This window comes from Hydrogenovibrio sp. 3SP14C1 (assembly GCF_029625905.1).
GTDB lineage: Bacteria > Pseudomonadota > Gammaproteobacteria > Thiomicrospirales > Thiomicrospiraceae > Hydrogenovibrio.
In genome coordinates this window covers 90,291-110,212 of the sequence record NZ_JARTLM010000006.1, presented here as the reverse complement: position 1 = coordinate 110,212, position 19,922 = coordinate 90,291, and the positions used below count along the sequence as shown (strand labels likewise).

The 19,922-nt window shown below is 42.0% G+C and carries 19 protein-coding genes and 1 tRNA gene; 11 read left to right on the top strand and 9 right to left on the bottom strand.

What is annotated here, in order from left to right; translation table 11 throughout:
- Nucleotides 1-7: 7 nt before the first annotated feature.
- The 5 genes from P8629_RS06515 (at nucleotide 8) to P8629_RS06495 (ending at nucleotide 4,342) form a co-directional block, all read left to right on the top strand.
- Complete coding sequence (locus P8629_RS06515) at nucleotides 8-256, top strand: FeoA family protein (protein ID WP_278165318.1); 249 nt, start codon at nucleotides 8-10, stop codon at nucleotides 254-256.
- The gene (gene feoB, locus P8629_RS06510) at nucleotides 253-2,562 is read left to right on the top strand and encodes a Fe(2+) transporter permease subunit FeoB (protein ID WP_278165317.1); all 2,310 of its coding nucleotides are present in this window, start codon (nucleotides 253-255) and stop codon (nucleotides 2,560-2,562) included. Before P8629_RS06515 ends, feoB begins: the two co-directional genes overlap by 4 nt.
- 22 nt (nucleotides 2,563-2,584) lie before the next feature.
- Nucleotides 2,585-2,857: a FeoC-like transcriptional regulator gene (locus P8629_RS06505; protein WP_278165316.1), complete on the top strand. Its 273-nt coding sequence runs from the start codon at nucleotides 2,585-2,587 to the stop codon at nucleotides 2,855-2,857.
- A gap of 108 nt (nucleotides 2,858-2,965) precedes the next feature.
- Entirely contained in the window at nucleotides 2,966-3,907 is a 942-nt protein-coding gene (locus P8629_RS06500) for a PilZ domain-containing protein (RefSeq protein WP_278165315.1), read from the top strand.
- Nucleotides 3,908-3,916: 9 nt separating this feature from the next.
- Nucleotides 3,917-4,342 carry a hypothetical protein gene (locus P8629_RS06495; RefSeq protein WP_278165314.1) on the top strand — a complete coding sequence of 142 codons (426 nt, stop codon included), beginning with the start codon at nucleotides 3,917-3,919 and terminating at the stop codon, nucleotides 4,340-4,342.
- On the opposite strand, the gene P8629_RS06490 is transcribed toward P8629_RS06495, so the two are convergent.
- The gene (locus P8629_RS06490) at nucleotides 4,334-5,260 is read right to left on the bottom strand and encodes a hypothetical protein (protein ID WP_278165313.1); all 927 of its coding nucleotides are present in this window, start codon (nucleotides 5,258-5,260) and stop codon (nucleotides 4,334-4,336) included. The genes P8629_RS06495 and P8629_RS06490 overlap by 9 nt on opposite strands.
- A gap of 69 nt (nucleotides 5,261-5,329) precedes the next feature.
- Entirely contained in the window at nucleotides 5,330-6,001 is a 672-nt protein-coding gene (locus tag P8629_RS06485) for an alpha/beta hydrolase (protein WP_278165312.1), read from the bottom strand.
- Nucleotides 6,002-6,143: 142 nt separating this feature from the next.
- On the opposite strand from P8629_RS06485, the gene lptM reads away from it, so the two are divergent.
- Nucleotides 6,144-6,338, top strand: a complete 195-nt coding sequence (lptM, locus tag P8629_RS06480; RefSeq protein ID WP_278165311.1) for an LPS translocon maturation chaperone LptM — start codon at nucleotides 6,144-6,146, stop codon at nucleotides 6,336-6,338.
- On the top strand, nucleotides 6,335-7,591 hold the full coding sequence (lysA, locus tag P8629_RS06475) for a diaminopimelate decarboxylase (RefSeq protein ID WP_278165310.1): 1,257 nt from the start codon (nucleotides 6,335-6,337) through the stop codon (nucleotides 7,589-7,591). The genes lptM and lysA overlap by 4 nt, the downstream gene beginning before the upstream one ends.
- Before the next feature lie 56 nt (nucleotides 7,592-7,647).
- Here lysA and P8629_RS06470 read toward each other — a convergent pair whose 3' ends face one another.
- From P8629_RS06470 to P8629_RS06455, 4 genes are all read right to left on the bottom strand, one after another.
- On the bottom strand, nucleotides 7,648-8,784 hold the full coding sequence (locus P8629_RS06470; protein WP_278165309.1) for a hypothetical protein: 1,137 nt from the start codon (nucleotides 8,782-8,784) through the stop codon (nucleotides 7,648-7,650).
- Between the two features lie 11 nt (nucleotides 8,785-8,795).
- Entirely contained in the window at nucleotides 8,796-9,992 is a 1,197-nt protein-coding gene (locus tag P8629_RS06465; RefSeq protein ID WP_278165308.1) for a class I SAM-dependent rRNA methyltransferase, read from the bottom strand.
- A gap of 148 nt (nucleotides 9,993-10,140) precedes the next feature.
- Nucleotides 10,141-10,530 carry a glycine cleavage system protein GcvH gene (gene gcvH, locus P8629_RS06460; RefSeq protein WP_278165307.1) on the bottom strand — a complete coding sequence of 130 codons (390 nt, stop codon included), beginning with the start codon at nucleotides 10,528-10,530 and terminating at the stop codon, nucleotides 10,141-10,143.
- A gap of 206 nt (nucleotides 10,531-10,736) precedes the next feature.
- Nucleotides 10,737-12,623 carry a sensor domain-containing diguanylate cyclase gene (locus P8629_RS06455; RefSeq protein ID WP_278165306.1) on the bottom strand — a complete coding sequence of 629 codons (1,887 nt, stop codon included), beginning with the start codon at nucleotides 12,621-12,623 and terminating at the stop codon, nucleotides 10,737-10,739.
- Between the two features lie 186 nt (nucleotides 12,624-12,809).
- Between P8629_RS06455 and P8629_RS06450 the strand changes: the two genes are divergently transcribed.
- Nucleotides 12,810-12,886: transfer RNA gene (locus P8629_RS06450), tRNA-Arg, on the top strand.
- Nucleotides 12,887-13,176: 290 nt separating this feature from the next.
- On the opposite strand, the gene P8629_RS06445 is transcribed toward P8629_RS06450, so the two are convergent.
- Nucleotides 13,177-13,386 carry a cold-shock protein gene (locus P8629_RS06445; protein WP_011371279.1) on the bottom strand — a complete coding sequence of 70 codons (210 nt, stop codon included), beginning with the start codon at nucleotides 13,384-13,386 and terminating at the stop codon, nucleotides 13,177-13,179.
- Between the two features lie 203 nt (nucleotides 13,387-13,589).
- Entirely contained in the window at nucleotides 13,590-14,588 is a 999-nt protein-coding gene (locus P8629_RS06440; protein ID WP_278165305.1) for a YbgA family protein, read from the bottom strand.
- Nucleotides 14,589-14,766: 178 nt separating this feature from the next.
- On the opposite strand from P8629_RS06440, the gene hemH reads away from it, so the two are divergent.
- The 3 genes from hemH (at nucleotide 14,767) to P8629_RS06425 (ending at nucleotide 19,598) form a co-directional block, all read left to right on the top strand.
- Nucleotides 14,767-15,903 carry a ferrochelatase gene (hemH, locus tag P8629_RS06435; RefSeq protein ID WP_278165304.1) on the top strand — a complete coding sequence of 379 codons (1,137 nt, stop codon included), beginning with the start codon at nucleotides 14,767-14,769 and terminating at the stop codon, nucleotides 15,901-15,903.
- Between the two features lie 181 nt (nucleotides 15,904-16,084).
- A complete protein-coding gene (locus P8629_RS06430; RefSeq protein ID WP_278165303.1) occupies nucleotides 16,085-18,820 on the top strand; it encodes a class I SAM-dependent DNA methyltransferase in 2,736 nt (911 codons plus the stop codon).
- A 4-nt stretch (nucleotides 18,821-18,824) separates the two neighbouring features.
- A complete protein-coding gene (locus P8629_RS06425) occupies nucleotides 18,825-19,598 on the top strand; it encodes an FRG domain-containing protein (protein WP_278165302.1) in 774 nt (257 codons plus the stop codon).
- A gap of 3 nt (nucleotides 19,599-19,601) precedes the next feature.
- Here P8629_RS06425 and P8629_RS06420 read toward each other — a convergent pair whose 3' ends face one another.
- On the bottom strand, nucleotides 19,602-19,844 hold the full coding sequence (locus tag P8629_RS06420; protein ID WP_278165301.1) for a hypothetical protein: 243 nt from the start codon (nucleotides 19,842-19,844) through the stop codon (nucleotides 19,602-19,604).
- Nucleotides 19,845-19,922 lie beyond the last annotated feature (78 nt).

Sequence of the window (19,922 nt, the reverse complement as noted above, 5' to 3'; positions counted from 1 at the left end):
TTACCTTATGAATTATACTTCTAAAAAACCGACAATTAGCTTAGCAGAATGCCTTCAAGGACAGACCTGTCAAATAATCTCTCTGACTGGTGACTTAGAATGTAAGCTGCATTTGGTAAACCTAGGCTTCCATACCGAAAGCCATGTAAAGCTTGCCATGATCAGTAATGACAGTTTAATTATTTCAGTCGATGGTAGTCGCTTTGCGGTTGATAGAAGTGTTGCGCAACATATTCAAGTTCAGTTACTTTCATGAAACTTTCTCAAATTAAGAAAAAAATCCCTCATCAGGTTGCACTGATTGGTAGCCCCAACTCGGGGAAAACCACCCTGTTTAACCGTTTAACCGGATCAAACCAAACGACAGGGAATTGGCCAGGTGTAACTGTTGAGAAAAAGGTCGGTGACTTTCAGGCAGGATTACATAACTACCACATCACTGACTTGCCTGGTGTCTATAGTCTGGAGAACTCAACACGTTCCGGACTGGATGAAAAGGTTGCGCGTGATTTCCTACAGAACCATCCTATTGACGTGTTAATTAATGTTGTTGATGCCACCTGCTTAGAACGACAACTTTTCTTGACGGCTCAACTGCTACATATGGGACTGCCTGTTGTTGTGGTTTTAAACCAGATGGACAAGCTCGAAAACCATCACTTAGAACTAGATGAAACCGTTTTATCTGAAAAACTTGGCTGTCCGGTAATTCCGATTTCCGCATACTACAACCAAGGCGTTGATGAGCTTAAGGAGATGCTGTCCGGTATACTTGAAAGCCATAACCCACTTCATTTTGATCTACCCGACGAACTTCATAATTCAGTGCATGCCATCAGAGATCGTTTACCGGATCAAAATCGTAATGAATCCTGCTGGAAATCTTTACATTACCTAATCAAACCGGAAAATGCGCCTGCCACATTGCAAGCATTTGCAAAACAAGAAAAGCAGCGTTTGGAAGACTATTACGAAGAAGACCTGGCGTTAATTGCTGCAGACCTGTACTTCCAGTTTGCGCATGATGCCGCTCACGCCAGTCAAACGCACACAGACAAATTCACCCGTGACACCACCGAGTTAATCGATCATTGGACTTTGCACCCTATTTGGGGAATTCCAATTTTCTTAGGGGTCATGTATTTACTGTTTGCTTTGTCGATCACACTTGGAAACTTATTCATTGACTTTTTTGACCTAAGTGCACAAGCACTCTTTGTTGATGCGCCAACCGAATTCATGACTGAGCTCAATGCGCCAGAGTGGTTGACTGCTTTATTGGCAAACGGCATCGGTGGCGGCTTGCAGGTAGTGGCCACATTTATCCCTGTCATCGGGGCACTGTTCCTATTGCTCTCTATTATTGAAGAAACCGGCTATATGCAACGTGCCGCCTTCATTATGGACCGAGCCATGAGAAAACTAGGGCTTTCAGGGCAGGCATTCATTCCATTAGTCGTTGGATTTGGGTGCAATATACCTGCCGTGTTAGCAAGTCGCACCTTGCCAGATGAACGCGTCCGAATCATGACGATCATGATGACCCCCTTCATGTCTTGCAGCGCCCGCTTGACGGTATATGTACTATTTGCAACCGCCTTTTTTGCTGACCATGCAACCCTATTGGTTTTCTCGCTATATTTAATCGGAATTGCTGCCGCTGTCGTGACCGCTTTATTATTAAAACACACACTGCTGCATGGTCAGGCAGCACCGCTTTTAATGGAGCTGCCCAGTTACCATAAACCGTCAATCATGAATGTTGGTATCAATACCTACAACAAATTGAAAGGGTTTATATTTGGCGCTGGAAAAATCATTGTCATTATTGTCTTGCTTATCAATTTCTTTAACAGTATGGGAACTGACGGCAGTTTTGGAAATGAAAACCAGAGCAATTCAGTATTGAGCAGTATCGCTAAAACCGCTACACCGATCGTAGAACCGCTCGGTGTTGACGAAGAAAATTGGCCGGCAACCGTTGGATTGATCACAGGTATTCTTGCAAAAGAAGTCGTGGTGGGTGCGCTTGATGCCCTTTATCAATCGCTTGATAAATCACCTTCTGAAGAGCCAACTCCTCAATTCACCATTGGGAAAAAACTGACGCAAGCAGTTCAAACCATTCCCAGCAACTTCAGCAAGTTTTTTAACGATTTCTCTGACCCTTTAGGCCTGAAATCTCTCTCGAGTGTTGAAGACAGTAATCGAGCTTCGTCGGAGCTGGATATTGCATCTTCAACCTTGACCAAAATGGTTCAGCATTTCAATGGTGAAGTCGGGGCTTACGCTTACTTACTGCTTGTCCTCTTATATTTCCCGTGCGTTGCGACCTTTGCCGCCATTCGAAAAGAATTGGGATGGCGCTGGGCACTCTCAAGTGGAGGTTGGAGTTTGTTTTTAGGGTACAGTACAGCGGTCACATTTTACCAACTCATGACATATCAACAACATCCAAGCAGCAGTTTGCTATGGGTGAGTTTTTTTGCACTTTGTTACCTACTGCTCTATTTAGGCCTTAAACAAATCGGCAAAGCCTCTTTACCGGCTCGTCAACGATAATCTTGGGCAAAAGGATTGGATTATGATTTTATTGGAACTCAAACGCTATATAAAAAAACATCAATCTGTTTCTGCCCAAAACATCCAAAACCATTTCGATATCTCAGAGGAAGCACTGGAAGGCCTGATTCGTCCATTGGTAGAACAAGGGCATATTAAAGAAGTACAGCCTGCTGGCGGCGGCTGTAGTACAGGAACTTGTCAAACCAACTGCTCTTCTAGCACTGCCCAAAAAGAATATTTTTGGACTGATCAACGGCATAAATCTATACACATTCCGCTCGAGATTCATTAGAATCGTATATGGTTTCAGAAATAAAATATCTTATCTCTTGCTTGGCACTAACTTTGCATGGCAATATTTCATATTTTTAACCCATATAATTCTTAAAGAGCACGATTGATGAATAGATGGTTTCACAAAGGTAACTCGCGGCGATTCTTTCGAATAGATATGCCTGTGCGTTTATTTATTGCACCCTCTTCCCCCATCAAAGATCGCGAAATATTTGCCACTGGCATTGATTATTTCCCGCCGACCATCAAACGGCTCATTGAAAGACAAAAAAATGAAACCCTTTATTGGGTGAACCGAATCCAAGATCAAAAAGAAATTATCTCAGCGCTCTTTCAAGAAACGATTGAAGCCATTGAATTTTTTGGCCAATGTGCTGAATCGGTTTCAAAAGGAATCAACCCGAAAATAGACCCCAAATACTGGATGCAAATCAATCAACGACTAACCGGATTTCAAACCATTGAAAGCCTCAAGATTTCCTCTCCGAAAACCTATGGTTACTTTAAATTAATCGAAGAAAAATACTTGCTGTTCTTACAATCAATTGCCGACAGTATTTCAAACTCTACTCCAACGGAATTCAAAGCCAATATTAATTTGCCTTATGGCTTCAAAATTGATGAAACATTGGAAATGTTTAAAAGCGACAAGTTTGCAAAAATCCCGCTGATTCAGGCTATTCTGTCATTAAGCACTTTCATGGATACTTATGTTGAGGCCTATCGACAAATTAACAATGATAATGTCATGCGCCAATACCCGAAAGAATGGAAATTGCAACAAGCGAATGTCAGCGCATCTGGCATAGCCCTTTTGCTGAACAAACGGTTTAAAAACTTTGAAAAAGTTGATGTTTATTTTTATTTTCCATCACAGAATGCCACACTATCCTTTAATGGAAGCATTGTTGATGTCAGAAGCATTGATGATCAATACAAAGAAAGGGTTGCAGTTAACTTTGAATTTCCAGATGGTAAAACACAAGACTTCCTTCAAAATGAAATTCAACGCTATGAACTAGAGGAATGCATGAGCTTAACGCTCTAAAGTTAGATTATGCCAGGAAGAAACCACTCTGTCGAAGCCGGATTTTTAGATTCACTTCCAAACACTCTAAGACCTGCAGCTGCTGACCTATTGCATTATTACCGCTTGTCTCAATTAATCAAAATGCGTAAAGAAGGCGTGAAAAATGACCTACAACAGCGCTTTGACCTAAAAACCATTCAATGGCTTCAAGCACTGGATGCCGTCATCCTGACCAAGGTCAGTTATTTTGAAGTCACCACACAAATGACGCCTAGGCACATCAATAAGCTTTTGGAAATTACCGCCTTCGCTTTACATGAACCTGATGCCAATTTAAGCGAGCTCTATAAACGCGTCGAGAAAGATTACGCCTTTTTTGCGGACTGGTTAAAACAAGTACAGGACGTCCGCGTTGAGTTTGTTAAACACGCTAAGTCTAAAGGTCTAATTTAACAGATCGTTAGAGACCATCTTCATCGCATCTTGTAATTCACGACGTTGCTCAAAAAGTGTGATTTTTTGAGCGTGTTCATTACTCAGAAACACAAATTCAACTGCCACTCGATATAAAAACGTTGCATTTTTTAACTTTTTATTGAGAACGATTTTGCCGCGACACACCAGAATATGTTCGTCTAACTGCATAAAAATATTCATATGCGCAAAATTATCGAATGTCTCATTGGTAAAAAAACTAAAGCCGCCAGCACTTAAATTAATCTTCTGAACCGCCCAAGTTTCGGGATCAGAAATCGAATGATAAGCTTCTTTTAAACGTCCTAAAATCGTTTCATATAAATTTAATCGTTCAACCAATAAAACCAGTACCTTTGCCGGTGCAATACCTTTATCACTCAACTCTTTCAAATTTTTAACATAATCCTGTTCATTAAAATTCGGTTTGATTTTTCTAGGAAATAAAAAGATTTTACCTTCAATACTGTTTTCCACTGATTCAATCAATTCATGAATATGCTCTGATAACTGTAAGAAAAACCCTTCTATGAGCGGACCTACTTTCGACTCATTGCGAACATCTGGCAGCTTAAGCTTATGGTCTTCTCTTAATCGAAATTTATAGTCAGATCTCAATCGCGGATCTACCTGATCAATTAAGTCATCCAATAACCAAGCCATGTAGTTAATACGATGGTTAAGCATAGTGAAGATACGCAACGCATCAGACTCCGCAGAAAATGCTTCAGACAGCAGCGCTTTAATCTCCAAATTTAAATATTCGAGATGCGCTTCTTCTTGTTCTGAAATTAATTTTTTTCTGTTGACCTTCAGAAGATAACCTTGCTCATCCACCGTTTCAAAATACAAAGGTACTTCAACGTCATATCGAAAAAAACGCCTTACATTCGCCATCTAATTTTCCTTAAAACACTTTTTTAATAATTGCTGTGTCATGTTATTTCTTCCAAATCTTATTTTTTATTATTCAATCATCAAACAGTGACGAATAAAACTCCCCATATCTTTTATCTCCTCCAAACAGACTTGGTGCTGCATGGGATAGGTATGCCACTGTGGCTGCAATCCTAAGCCTATTAACGTCTGCCGAGATTGCTCAGCTGCAACAAATGGACAAACGGGGTCATTCATTCCATGAGCCATAAAAACCGGGCAGCTTTTAGGTTGTAGAAAAAAAGCGCCTGTACCACGAGGTTCAGGAAAATAAGTGGATAACGCCATCATGCCTGCTAACGGCTCTTCAAAGGTCAAGCCTGCATTCAAGATAATCATTCCACCTTGTGAAAACCCTGCTAAGATTATTCTATCACTCTCAATCCCTGAAGAAATCTGTGATTCAATCAATGTATGCACAAATTGCACACTATTATCAACGCCTTCCCAATCGACATCATTCAAAAGATCTAATGACCGAATATCATACCAAGCCGTCATTTCACTACCTAAGTTGACTGTTACGGGCATTTTTCCAGCGGTAGGAAACACAAAACGAATCGTGTGATCTGCCGGCAACTGCAGTTCAGGAACGATATTTTCAAAATCATGACCATCCGCTCCCAAACCATGTAACCAAATCACGCATGCGTCAGCTTTGGTTTCCGGCTCTAAAACAATCGGGGGAAGCATTGAGTCCATATTCTTTTTCCTTTTTAATTATGCTTAATCTAGTCTATTTTAACGAAAAACCATGCATTATTTTGCTCAGCAAAGCCTTTAAAATTTTTAATTTCATCAAGCGATAAGCTAAAATAGCGTCTTTACTGTTTTGGATAACCCAATGCTACATTTATCTGGTACGACACCAAAAATCAATTCCGTTCTAATCCCCTTTACCATCGCGTTAATGCTGTCATCTTTAACTGGCTGTGGCAAAAAAGGTCCTTTATATTTACCGGAAAAACCGCCTAAAGAAGCAAACGTCGCTCCCGCATCTGAACAGCCCACTCAAGAAAAAGCACAGGAACAATCATGAGTCAGAGTCAATCTTTCCATTATCAAAATAATATCCTCCATGCCGAAGGTTGCCCCTTAGACGCATTGGCACAAAAATATGGAACGCCATTGTATGTTTATTCCCGTCAGGAATTTGAGAACCGTTGGCGTGCGTTTGACCAAGCCTTTGGCCGCCAACCACATTTAGTTTGCTATGCTGTCAAAACCAACTCCAATATTGCAATTTTAAATCTATTGGCTCGCTTAGGATCTGGCTTCGACATTGTGTCTCAGGGGGAACTTGAACGTGTACTGCGTGCTGGTGGTGATCCTTCCAAGGTGGTTTTTTCAGGCGTGGCTAAAAAATCTTCTGAAATTGAACGCGCGCTGACCGTCGGCATCCGGTGTTTTAACATAGAATCTCATGCGGAATTGGATCGCATTCAAACGGTTGCAAAAAAACTGAATAAAATCGCGCCGATTTCTATCCGTGTCAACCCAGATGTGGATGCAAAAACCCACCCTTATATTTCTACAGGGCTGAAGGACAATAAGTTTGGGGTCGATATTAATACCGCGCCAGCTTTGTATGCTGACGCTCAAGCCATGTCACATATCGACATTATCGGAATTGACTGCCATATCGGATCACAACTAACTGAAATCACCCCTTTCGTGGATGCACTTGAACGAGTTTTACAGCTCAAAAATACACTAGCAGACCAAGGCATCAACATTCACCACTTGGACTTAGGCGGCGGGCTCGGCATTCAATATACCGATGAAACTCCTCCGGAAATTGCAGATTACATCCAAGCATTATTGAAAAAACTAAATGATCAATCTATTGAAGTGATCATTGAACCGGGTCGTGCCATTGCCGGTAATGCGGGTGTTTTGGTGACAGAAGTCGAATATCTAAAGCCTACCGAACACAAAAACTTTGCCATCATTGATGCAGCAATGAATGACTTGATTCGTCCTGCCTTGTATCAATCACACCAAACCATTCAGGCTGTCACCCCTCGCACTGATGGTGAAGAGGTTGAATGGGATTTAGTGGGTCCAGTTTGTGAAACGGGTGATTTTTTAGGAAAACAACGCAAACTCAACCTGAAAGCAGGCGATTATTTAGCCGTGATGTCCTCCGGAGCTTATGGGTTTACCATGAGCTCAAACTACAATACACGGACACGCGCAGCGGAGATTCTGGTCGACTATAAACAAGCTTACGAAATTCGCCCCAGAGAAACTTATAATGACTTGATTGGCAAAGAAAAGCTGATTCCATAATATTCCTACAAAAAAGCCCTTTTATAAAGGGCTTTTTTATGAGTACCGACCCGTCATTAAGAGGTATCTTTTCCTACCTGCCATAAATGCCAGAAACCAAGCTGCTGAGAAGTGGGCAGTTGATTATCTGACTGACGAATACGACGAATCTTAGTCATTTCGCCCGGTTCGACACGAACGGCCTCTTCTCGCAAAATAGCAACCGGAACCCCTTCTATTTTTGCCGCCCACAACGAAAGCTTGCCAGCTTGAAAATCAGGCCAATCCGTTAGCCAATAATGCTTCTGTACTTTACTTAATGCCAACCATGACGAGTATTCCGTTAACTGCTGCGGCTGTTCATTTAACTGTAATGCCGCCGCATTCTCAACACGAACAGGTTCCCACCAGGCCTGGTAGATTTTTTCAACATCAACCAAGTAACGACATTGGCCAATTTTCGCTACTTCCTCTTTAGAAAGCTGTAAAAAGTCAGCCAACCGAAATGTATCTTCCAACTGCGCAATCATACTTTGGCACTGCATCGGACGACATGGCAACTGTGCCAAAGTTTGATGCAAACGCGAGCCAATCAGCCCTGGAAAACGCGCGGCTAAAGACAGCGCCATCGAATTTACTCTAGGCAATGTTTGTAATGCGGATAATCGGTCTTCATCTAAAATACAGGTTTCAACAAACTCAGAAATTTCTGCGGTGACATAACGTAATCGAAGTTTTCGTAAAAATTGAACGGTTTCTTTTTTACCTGGCCAGCCCAACTGTGCAACCACATGAGTACGCTTATCTTGCAGCAGATTTACAATATCGGACTCTGTTAGGTTAGACGCAACTAGGCGCCATGCCAACATCGGAGAATGATCTAACAGCTCTAACAGCTGAGGGTAACGCCCCACATAATGCAATAATTGCAATTGATGGGTTGGAAATAATGCACAGCTTTCCACCACCCAAGCAGGAATCTGTTTTTTCCAATAACTCAATTGAGAATAATCCGACCACTCAAGCACCGATAAATTCTGAGGATAGTCCGGAATGGGCGTCGATCCCATCATCATCGCATCCCAGCTGGGAATTGAAAAAACACCATATTCCGGCATCCAACGACGACAGTCTACCCACAGGGTCTGATCTTCCTCATCCCAGAAACAGTGTTTTGCCAATTGTCTTTCTTGAATGGAAAGCACAGGTTTCATATCAAATCGCCTTACCAGCTTTTAGACACTTTAAAGAAAAAGGTTTTAATGTATTCCGTTTCCGGAATCGCAGGATGTATCGGATGATCAGGCCCTTGATGCCCTTGATCGAACATCTGAATATTGCGATCAATATGACGTGAAGCCAGTTGAATTTGCTGCAACAACGCATCTCGACTCATATGATGCGAGCAAGAAGCCGACACCAAAATACCATCTGTATTAAGCAAACGCATCGCTAATTCATTAATACGGCGATACCCTTCAGAACCAGCTTTAAGATCTTTTTTCCGTTTCACGAAAGCCGGTGGATCAACAATCACCACATCGTATTTGTGCGCTTCACTTGCCAGCGCTTTGAGAACATCAAAGGCATTGCCTTCAATAGTAATGACTTTTTCGGCAACACCGTTTAATTCCGCATTACGATCAACGCCATCCAACGCAAAAGTGGATGCATCAACACACGTCACTTCTTTCGCGCCTGCCACAGCTGCCTCAATACCCCAACCGCCTAAATAACTGAACACATCTAACACGGTTTTATCTTTGACAAGATCCTGTAAACGGCCTCTCGCCATACGATGGTCATAGAACCAGCCGGTTTTTTGACCATTCTCTGTCGGAATGGCAAACTTGGCACCATTTTCTTCAATCACAATCTCTTCAGGCAAAGGCCCGATTGCCACCTCTGTATATAGCGGCAAGCCTTCCAGTTCTCGGCTGGGGCTATCATTTCTTAATACCAACGCCTGCGGGTGATATAAATTTTCAATCGTTTGAACCAATTCCTCTTTTAAGGATTCCATGCCAGCCGTAGTGATCTGTGCGACAAACACATCGCCAAAACGATCCAATACCAAACCAGGCAGCCCATCAGACTCCCCAAACACCAAACGATAAAAGGGGGCATCGAAATTGACTTCGCGTAATGCCTGCGCGGCTTGAATGCGTTTTTTTAAAAACGCCTGGTTAAATTGTACCTTCGGGTTTCGACTCAGCAATCGACCACAAATCAATGTATTCGGATTCACATAAGCCACACCAATGGCTTTGCCATTGGCTGCTTCAACCGTCACAACCTGACCCGCTTCAAAATTCTTCAAGGGCGAGACCTGATTGTCAATTTCATTGCTGAAAATCCACAAGTGACCTTGTTTTAAACGCTTGTCTTCGTTTTTCTTTAACCTTATCGCTGACATTGTCATGCTTTCTCCTGAAACAAAAAGGGCATGTGGATGAAAAAAGATAGATCACACCTTCTCATCCCGCACGCCCTATTTGTAAATATCATATTTGCGTATTCTTCAAACCATACGCGAGTAAAGTCATTCGCTAATGAATGACTTAATGAACTTATGATTGGTCAATCAAGCCCTGATAGTCTACATCCGACAATAAGTCATCCATTTCCGATTCATCATGCGGTGCCAACTTAAATAACCACCCGCCGTCATACGGTTCATCATTGACTCGCTCAGGCTCATCTTCTAATTCAGTATTGACCGCGATCACTTCACCACTTAACGGGGAAAAAATATCCGATGCGGCCTTCACGGACTCCAAGGACATGACTTCTTCACCTTGATCAATATCCGCACCCAGTTCTGGCAAATGCACATCCATCAAGTCACCTAAAGATTCTTGTGCAAAATCGGTGATACCGACCACCGCATTGCCCTCTTCATCCAGATAAACCCATTCATGCGATTCTGCATATTTTAAATGACTTGGTAACACGCTCACGGCGACTCTCCCACTAATAAGTTCGGTCAAAAGTTGCCAGCTAGAATTAATAAGTTGGCCCTGAAAAATAAAATGCATGATACCAAAAATTGCTTGAAAAAGCTTTCTTCAGACAAAAAAGCACTGCGGATTAATGATATCGGAAGATTAAAAAATAGCCAGGCCTGGCTATTTTTTCTTAAGACGACAATTAAGCGAGTTTAAACTCACTCTTCTGCTTGGGTTTCAATACGGTTTCGGCCCTTTTCTTTTGCCTTATACAACGCTTCGTCAGCACGTTTGTAAAAGCTTTGCAGGTTATCCCAGTCATGGAGTTCAACCAACCCAAGACTAATAGTGATTTTTTCAGGCACTTCTTTGCTGGAAATTTGCTCGACAGACGTTCGGATACGCTCAGAAATAATTAAAGCATTTTCAAGGCTGGTTTCAGGCATAATCACCACAAACTCTTCTCCCCCTACTCGGCACAATACATCCGAACTCCGTAACAACGAGCTAATGCTTTTCGCTATACTCAATAACACTGCATCCCCAACATCATGGCCATAAGAATCATTGATCTTTTTAAAATGATCAATATCCAAAAACGCCATTGAAAGCGGTGATTGGTAGCGGTGATGACGCTTAATTTCTTGTTCAAGCGTTCGATTAAAATAATGTCGATTATAAATGCCGGTCAATTCATCATGAATAATCAAATGCTCTAATTGTGATTTATAACGCTCTTCTTCGGTGATATCCGTCATTAACACACTGACATATTGCTCCCCATTAGCATTCGAAATCTCAGTGGCTTTGACAAGGAAGACATATTCTTTGCCGTTCACCTGAACCTTGGCATAATGTGGTTCGTGCTTATTTTGAACAACATGATTGAACCAATAAACACCATTCATATGGCGTTTCAAGAACCCTTCTTCCGGCACAAATAGTTCACAAATACAGTGATGTTTTTTATGAAATTCGTCCAATGTTTCAAACTCATTGAAAAACTCGAAAAAGCGTTTATTGGCAAACAAAATTCGGCGTTGGTTAGAAACATACACAATTTCGGTTGAGGTATCGAACACCTCAAAAAAGAAACGTTTCTCAAATTCGGCTTGGCGCTTAAAATACATCATTGCCAACAACATCAGCAACAAAGCAAAGATAAAAACCGTAATCACAATGAACTGACGCTGGGTTTTCTGCACATTCACAAAAGGAAAATCGTTTAATGATTTTATAGTCACCCAAGTCGCCATCGGCTGACCATGAATGTCATAAATAGGACGTGTCACCATCAACTGGTTTTCAAACAACACATAATTTGAACTGGAAAAAATTTTCTCCACACCAAATTTATTGATTAAAGCCATGTCTCTAGTATCCGCATCACTGTTAGCGACATAATAATCGTCAATAAACTTACCCGTAAACGCATTGGTAAGCTGTTTACGATATCGTTTATTCACCAATACCACTGAACGGACACCATTGGTTTCAGCCAAAGAATGGTCGATTGAATTAATCTGGGAAATCACATCCACCAAACCAATGAACTTATCATTATCGTCAAACAATGGCACCATCGATTTGAAGGTCAAAGCAAACTTGCCGACACTAAAATTATTCATCCGTTGTGGGTTGTGGATTAATGCTGCAACATCTTGTCGAACTTCACTTAAGTCATCGCCATGCTTTTTAGTCCAGCTTCGCGCAATGCTGATTCCATTTTTATCAATTAATTGAATCCAGATCCCTTTATACTTAGTCAATGTCTTAAGACGTTGGCTATAGCGTTCAAGCTCCGACTGGATGGATTTATCATCATTCAGTAATGCTTCTTTAAAATTAGGCGGTGAAGTCATTGCCACGGCTAAGGCATGTGTCGTGCTCTGTTTTTCTTGAATTAGAACATCTACTTTTTCAGTCAAATTGGCTTTATAAAACTGGAATTCTTGATTTCGTGCGGTTTCAATTTGCCACTGATATAAAAAATAAATAATGGGAAGCGCAATTAAGATTGACAGCGTGCTGAAAGCGAAAAGGCGTTGGTTTAAAAATTTTGCAAAGTGCGGCATATTTAGAGTGTTATATATTTTTGTTGTCATTATAATTATTGGCTTATATTTTCTTATTTTTTAGGGGATAAGTCCAATAAAACAAAACCTTACTAAAATAAGTGAATTTAATACGCCTTACGGAACAAACACAGTCAATATTGATTGAAAGACGACTGAGTATTTCACTAAAAAATATCTTATAATAGCCGCGCAAACAATCTACATTATCTATATGCGCCCGTAGCTCAGCTGGATAGAGCGTTGCCCTCCGGAGGCAAAGGTCTGGGGTTCGAATCCCTTCGGGCGCACCATTAAACACGGCAATCTTTGCTAACGTTATCGCTAACACACCTCATACTGTCATAACATGAAATCAAACGAATGAATGTTCGAGAAGAAAACCTAAATGAATGGAGTAAAAGTGTTGTGGGAATTCTCGTCCCTAATTTCAAAAACCTTCTAGGGACTTATTTGTTAAATAAAACACACTCAAAAAGAATCGTTCTTTATTTAAAAAATGAGCCATAAAACGAAAACAGCTAAAAAAAGATACAAAAAAACCCTTCAGTGAAAAATCAACAAAGGGCTTATAGAGTGATTTTTACTGAGCAGTAACGTTTTCTGCTTGTGGCCCTTTTTGACCTTGAGTTACTTCCATAGTAACCGACTGGCCTTCCATCAATGATTTGCGACCGGCACCGTTAATAGCTGAAAAGTGAACGAATACATCTTTTCCGCCTTCTTGTTCGATGAATCCGAAACCTTTTTCATCGTTGAACCATTTAACTGTACCTGTAACTAACTCTGACATGCTTTTTCCTTTACTAACAAATAATTAAAACTAAAGCTAACACCTTAAAATTACTAGAAAATTAGGGTATTAATAAACTTCAGCAATTCCATTATAAAGAATTTACAACGAAATACTCATTATTTTTTCGTATTTTATAATAAAAATCAATCAAATAGCTGCCAGCGCTCTCTTTAAAGGGTATTCGTTCGACCTTCGTATCGTTAGCGATACGCTGTTACGTTAGATCTCAACGCCAAATCTGCCGGGTATGGCTGTAAAAAGACCTGTGTTGCCAGATAGTCTGACCCGTAATGCTTCAAAAATTGTTGCAGCACTTTGATCACTGCAATCAACGGGACAATTCCATCACGGAACTCTTCCAAAGTTTCTCGATAATGTTCTTTTTCATCGTCCATCAACTGTTTTTTGAAATAACCGTAAATATGATCCAGCACATTAATCACCATTCCTCGGGTGGAACGGCATGCCAAAAGGGCATGAAGCTTTTCTTCATATCTCGCCAACTGCACGTCTAAATTATCTGGGGTAGCTTGCGCTACGATCGGGCCCATTTCACGATAAATCGATTCCGACTTGGAAAGGAACAGATACTTATGATCTCGGTGAAAAACCTGCAAATCGTGCACGGTTGGATTCGACTCTAAAAATTCTCGCCAACGCGCCGCCGTAAAGACGCGTACGATAAAATTTTCTCTCAGCCAAGCGTCTTGTAATCGTCCTTCTTCTTCGACGGCTAACTGGGGTGCTTGCTGTTGCAGTTCTGCCGTAAACAACCCTTGACCCATTTTATCTTGTGAGCCATACCACTCTCCGGTTGGGCGATAAACTTTGATGCGCTCCATGCCACAGGTGGGCGACCGTGATTTCACAATTGCACCATCTACGCCCTGCTCGAGCAATTTCGGAATCATCTTCTGGTTATAGCTTTGAATCCCTTCGGTGACATCATTTTCAGATTTAGTACCTCTTACCCGGATATTACCGTCAATATTCACAAGACGAATCGTTTCACGCGGGGTTCCCAAAACAGGGGCTTCAGGACAAAAAGGCAGGAACTGAGCATAAGGGGCAAGATGATGATTAATAAAATCATCTTGTGCATGCCCACCATTGTAACGACACTCGGTGCCTCTTAGACAATCGGAAACGGCGATTCTAAGCTTAGGAAAAATAGTATGATCAACATTGGATGTAGGCATATTGATTCTCCTCAACATAAGACATTCAATACATTTTGAATAAGTTTTGTACAATTATTGCACAAATATGTAGAATTTTCTGATTATTCTGTTTTAATACAAACTAGGATACATCAGAGCAGTTTACCTGACACGCAAATCGGTCTAAAATGGCCAAAAATTATTTTGGGATACCATAATGGAATACAAAAACTATACCGCCTATCAACATGGTTCTGAACCCGCTGTCGGCGTTCTCATCACCAATCTGGGCACGCCGGACGCGCCCACCAAAGAGGCGCTGAAACCTTATCTAAAAGAATTTTTAATGGACCCAAGAGTGGTCGAGCCGCCGCCAGCCAGATGGCTTTGGAAATTAATTCTGAATTTAATCATCCTCAACACGCGTCCCGCTAAATCGGCCGAAGCGTACCAAGAAGTTTGGGGGAAATATGGTGACGGATCGCCTTTATTAGACATCAGTAATCGCCAGCTGGCTGATACTGAAGAAAAAGTACGCGCCCATTTTTCAGGCCGAGTCGAATTCGCACTGGGCATGCGTTATGGCAACCCTTCTATTGCGGATGCTTTGAAATCCTTGCAAGATCGCAATGTGCAGCGTTTAATCATTGTGCCACTTTATCCACAATATGCCGGCGCGACCACCGCCTCCACCTTTGATGCGGTATCAGCCGAATTACAACAGTGGCGCTGGATCCCAGAATTACGCTTTGTGCGTAACTACCACAAGCACCCCGCCTACATAAAAGCCCTCGCCAACAGCATTCGCGAACATCAGGCAGAACATGGCAAACCGGATTTACTGGTCATGTCTTATCACGGTATCCCGCAACGATATTTTGACAATGGCGACCCTTACCCGTGCGAATGTCGCGCCACTTCTCGTTTGGTCGCAGAAGAGCTTGGACTCAACTCGGACCAATACATGGTGACATTCCAATCTTTATTCGGTAAGGAAGAATGGGTGAAACCCTATACCGATGCGACCTTAAAAGGCCTGCCTGATAAAGGTGTCAAGCACTTACAGGTCATCTGCCCGGGCTTCTCGGCCGATTGTTTAGAAACCATTGAAGAAATTGATCAAGAAAACCGCGAGTATTTCGAAGAAGCCGGTGGGGAAAAGTTCAGTTACATTCCAGCCTTGAATGATCGCGATGACCATACCACGGCGCTAACGCAAATCATTTTGCAGCAGACGCGTGGCTGGCCGGAAAGAGATGGCTTTGACGCCGAAGCAGATAAAGAAGAACGTGCTTTACAAGCCAAGTTAGCCGACCAATTAGAGAAAAAGCTCTCTGACGAATTTGGTCAATAACGCTAAAACGTTTCGTGTTGTAATTGCCCGAGTGACACAGTGGAACCGGTGGCATTCGGGCAAATCATTAAAACACCCAGGCCTGGGTATTTATTCGTAAAAAACCTACCAAAACAAAGCATATACCGTTAAGATTGACGGAATTTTATAGACAACCCAATAAAGATTAAATAAATAAAAGATGCCTCTTTCCATCCGCGATATGCGCACCAACGCGCACAAATTTGTACAAACTTATACCGAAGCCTACAAAGAAAACGCTGAATCACAAAGTTTTCTGAATGATTTTTTTGCTATTTTCGGCATTCCTCGGCGCCGTGTTGCCAGCTTTGAACTCCCGGTCAAAGTGGATGAAAAAGGCACCAAACGCATCGATTTATTCTGGCCGGGCGTGCTACTGGTAGAGATGAAATCGCAAGGCCAAAATCTTGAAAAAGCTTACCAGCAAGGCATTGGCTATTTCAGAGGTCTTAAAGATGAAGACTTGCCCAGATATGTGATGGTGTGCGACCTCAATACCTTCAAAATTTATGATCTTGACCACAAACGCGATTACACCATCCAACTGGCCGACCTAGCCGACAACCTGGATTTATTCAGCTTTATGCTCGGTAAGGAAATGCAAGACATCACCGAGTACGAACTCAACGAACGCGCGGCTTTGTTACTCGGACAACTGCACGACTCATTGGAACAAAGTGGCTACGCAGGTCACGATTTGCAAGTGTTTATGGTGCGCATTTTGTTTTGTATGTTCGCCGAAGACACCGGCGTCTTTAACCCGCGCCAATTCATTCGCTACTTATTACGGTTTACCGCTGACACCGGTCACGACACCGAGTTGCATTTGCAGAAAATTTTCCAAGTGCTCGACAAACCTTACGACCAGCGCAATAAAAACCTGCCCGACGAACAAGCCGAATTCCCTTATGTAAACGGCCATTTATTCCGCGAACGTATCGACATGCCCAGCTTTGATGCCGAAATGCGCACCCAGCTGATTGAGTGCTGCTATTTCAACTGGAAAGACATCAGCCCGGCGGTGTTTGGCAGCTTGTTTCAAAGCATTATGGACAAACAGGCACGCCGCAATTTAGGCGCGCACTACACCAGCGAACTCAACATCCAAAAAGTGATTGAACCGCTGTTTCTGACCGATTTAAAAAACGAACTCGACGATATTCTCACGCTCAAACAACTGAAAAAGCGCAATCAACGCCTGATTGAGTTCACCCAAAAGCTGCGTTCGCTCAGTTTCTTAGATCCGGCGTGCGGGTGCGGCAATTTCTTGATTATTACGTATCGTGAACTGCGCCGTTTGGAACTCAAAGTCTTGCACGCACAACACGGCGGTTCAATGGCGCTCGGGTTAGAAATTCAACCCGGCATTCCGTTGAATAATTTTTACGGCATTGAAATCGACGAATGGCCAGCACGCATTGCCGAAGTCGCGATGTGGCTGACACAGCACCAAATGAATGTCGAATTCGCCAAAACTTTTGGTGAAGAACCGGATTTATTACCGCTAAAAGAACACGCCAATATTCATCACGACAATGCATTGGAACTGGATTGGGCGCAAGTGATTGAACCGCAAAAACTGAATTATATTATTGGCAATCCGCCCTTTGTGGGTTATGTCTATCGAAAACCAGAACAAACCGCATCTCAAGAAAAGGTATTTAAAGGTTCAGCTAGTTTCAAAAAGTTAGATTTTGTTGCCAGTTGGTTTTACAAAGCTGCCCAGTTTAGCGTCAATACTCACATACAAGCAGGCCTAGTATCTACCAATTCGATTAGTATGGGTGAACAAGCCAGCATACTCTGGCAACCGATGCTGGAGTTGGGCATTAAAATCAATTTTGCCCATCGCACTTTTGCTTGGGAGAACGATGCCAAAGGCAAAGCGGCGGTGCATTGCATTATTGTTGGTTTTGCCCATTTTGATTGTGCTGAAAAATGGCTTTATGACTACCCAAATATCAAAGGAGAGCCTAACAGAATTCAAGTTGAAAACATAAATCCTTATTTAATTGACGCGCCCAACCTGGTTGTTGGCAATCGAACTAAACCCATTTGTAATGTGTCAATTATGACCAAAGGTAGCCAACCGACTGATGGTGGCAATTTACTTTTAACGCCCGAAGAAAAAAATGACTTATTAGCCAAACAACCGGACATGGTTAATTGGATTAAACCTATGTTGGGCTCAGTTGAATTTTTAAATAATGGCGAGCGTTATTGTTTATGGCTGGCGAATGCCAGCACCAAAGAACTGCGTGAGCTAATGCAAATACCGGAAATCAAACAACGTATTGATGCCGTTAAACAAATGCGTTTAGCAAGCACTAAAGCTGCAACCCGCAAAAAAGCCGAAACACCTTGGCTATTTGATGAAATTCGCCAACCACAATCTAACTACTTAGTGATTCCAGAAGTTTCCTCTGAACGTAGAGAATATATTCCTATCGGTTACTTCACCCCCGAAATAATTGCCAGCAATAAGTTGCAAATGATTCCCAATGCCACCAAGTATGAATTTGGCATATTAACTAGCCAGATACATATGGACTGGGTGCGAACGGTTACGGGACGCTTAAAAAGCGATTATCAATATTCCGCCAAACTGGTGTATAACAATTTCCCTTGGCCGCAAACCAATAACCAGCAAAAAGCGCAAATCGAAAAAATGGCGCAAGCGGTGTTGGACGCGCGTCAAGCGGAATTCGATAAAGACCCAACCACCAGCCGCGCCGACCTCTACGACCCGGATTTAATGCCGCCCGCCCTGCGCAAAGCTCATAAAGCGCTGGATAAAGCCGTCGATAAACTCTACAACTCAAAAGGCTTCAAAACCCCACTTGACCGTGTCAAACACCTGTTCGAGCTATACCAACAACTGATAAAACAGGCTTAAAACAATGACTGAAAAATCCTGCGATTTTCAAGACTTCGATAGCTTCTGGCTGGACTACTCAACTAGGTTTTTAAACACAGAAGCATCCGCTAGTTTGGTTTTTAGAGGTGCCGCTGACAGCGAATACGATTTAAAACCCTCGATTGGCCGAACTACTGAAAAACATGCGAAAAACGGCATCGAAACTTTAGAGCGTTTGATTATGGATGAGTTCAAGCGCCTTGCCGCCGCCGAGCTGGACAAGACACCAGAAACGGACTGGGAGTGGTTATTTCTGGCGCAGCACTATGGTCTGCCAACTCGTTTGCTGGATTGGTCAACCAATCCATTAGTCGCGCTATATTTTGCTATTGAGCAATACGATGATAAAGATGGGCTTATCTATTACACCCAAGCTTCAATCCAAGACAAATACGAGCTGTTTAGCCCATATACTGCTAACTACGTTAATCCACCCAAAATGTCAACCGTTAGACATCTTGGAAACGCCTTATTTGTAAGACCCAAATATACGGATCGCCGTTATTTAAACCAACAATCGGTATTTGCATGTTCACCAAATCCGTTTGAGCCTTTAAACATGGAAGGGTTACAAAAAATTACTTTTAGCAGAAAATTAAAGCCTAAGTTGCGGAGAGTATTAAGAACGCTTGGCGTTTCAACCAGCTTTATTTATCCAGGGATTGGTGGTATCGCGGCGGATGCAAAAAATTCACAATTTGATTTAATTAAGGACGAGTCAATAAACGCATTCTATTTAATGACTTATGCGAAATAGTAATTATCGCTTGGTATGAATTGGAGCAAGTCGATTTCTCAATGTATTAAGGTCTTCTACAAAACGCTCAAACTGTTTCCAATCATTAAACGTGGCTCTGCGTCCTTCATAAGGCGCATCAACTGGGCCAATTAAAATTTCCGGTATCGAATGGTTATCTAAAACTTCAACCCATTGAGGCTTACACTTAACTCTAGGTTCATTATCTAACGACATCTTTTGAGAAAAATATTCTTTAGTTCCCATCGTGTAATCTCCTGTTTTTTTGGATAATTTATAATGTAACTTACCAAAAAATACGATATCAGTAAAACTAAGTGTAAT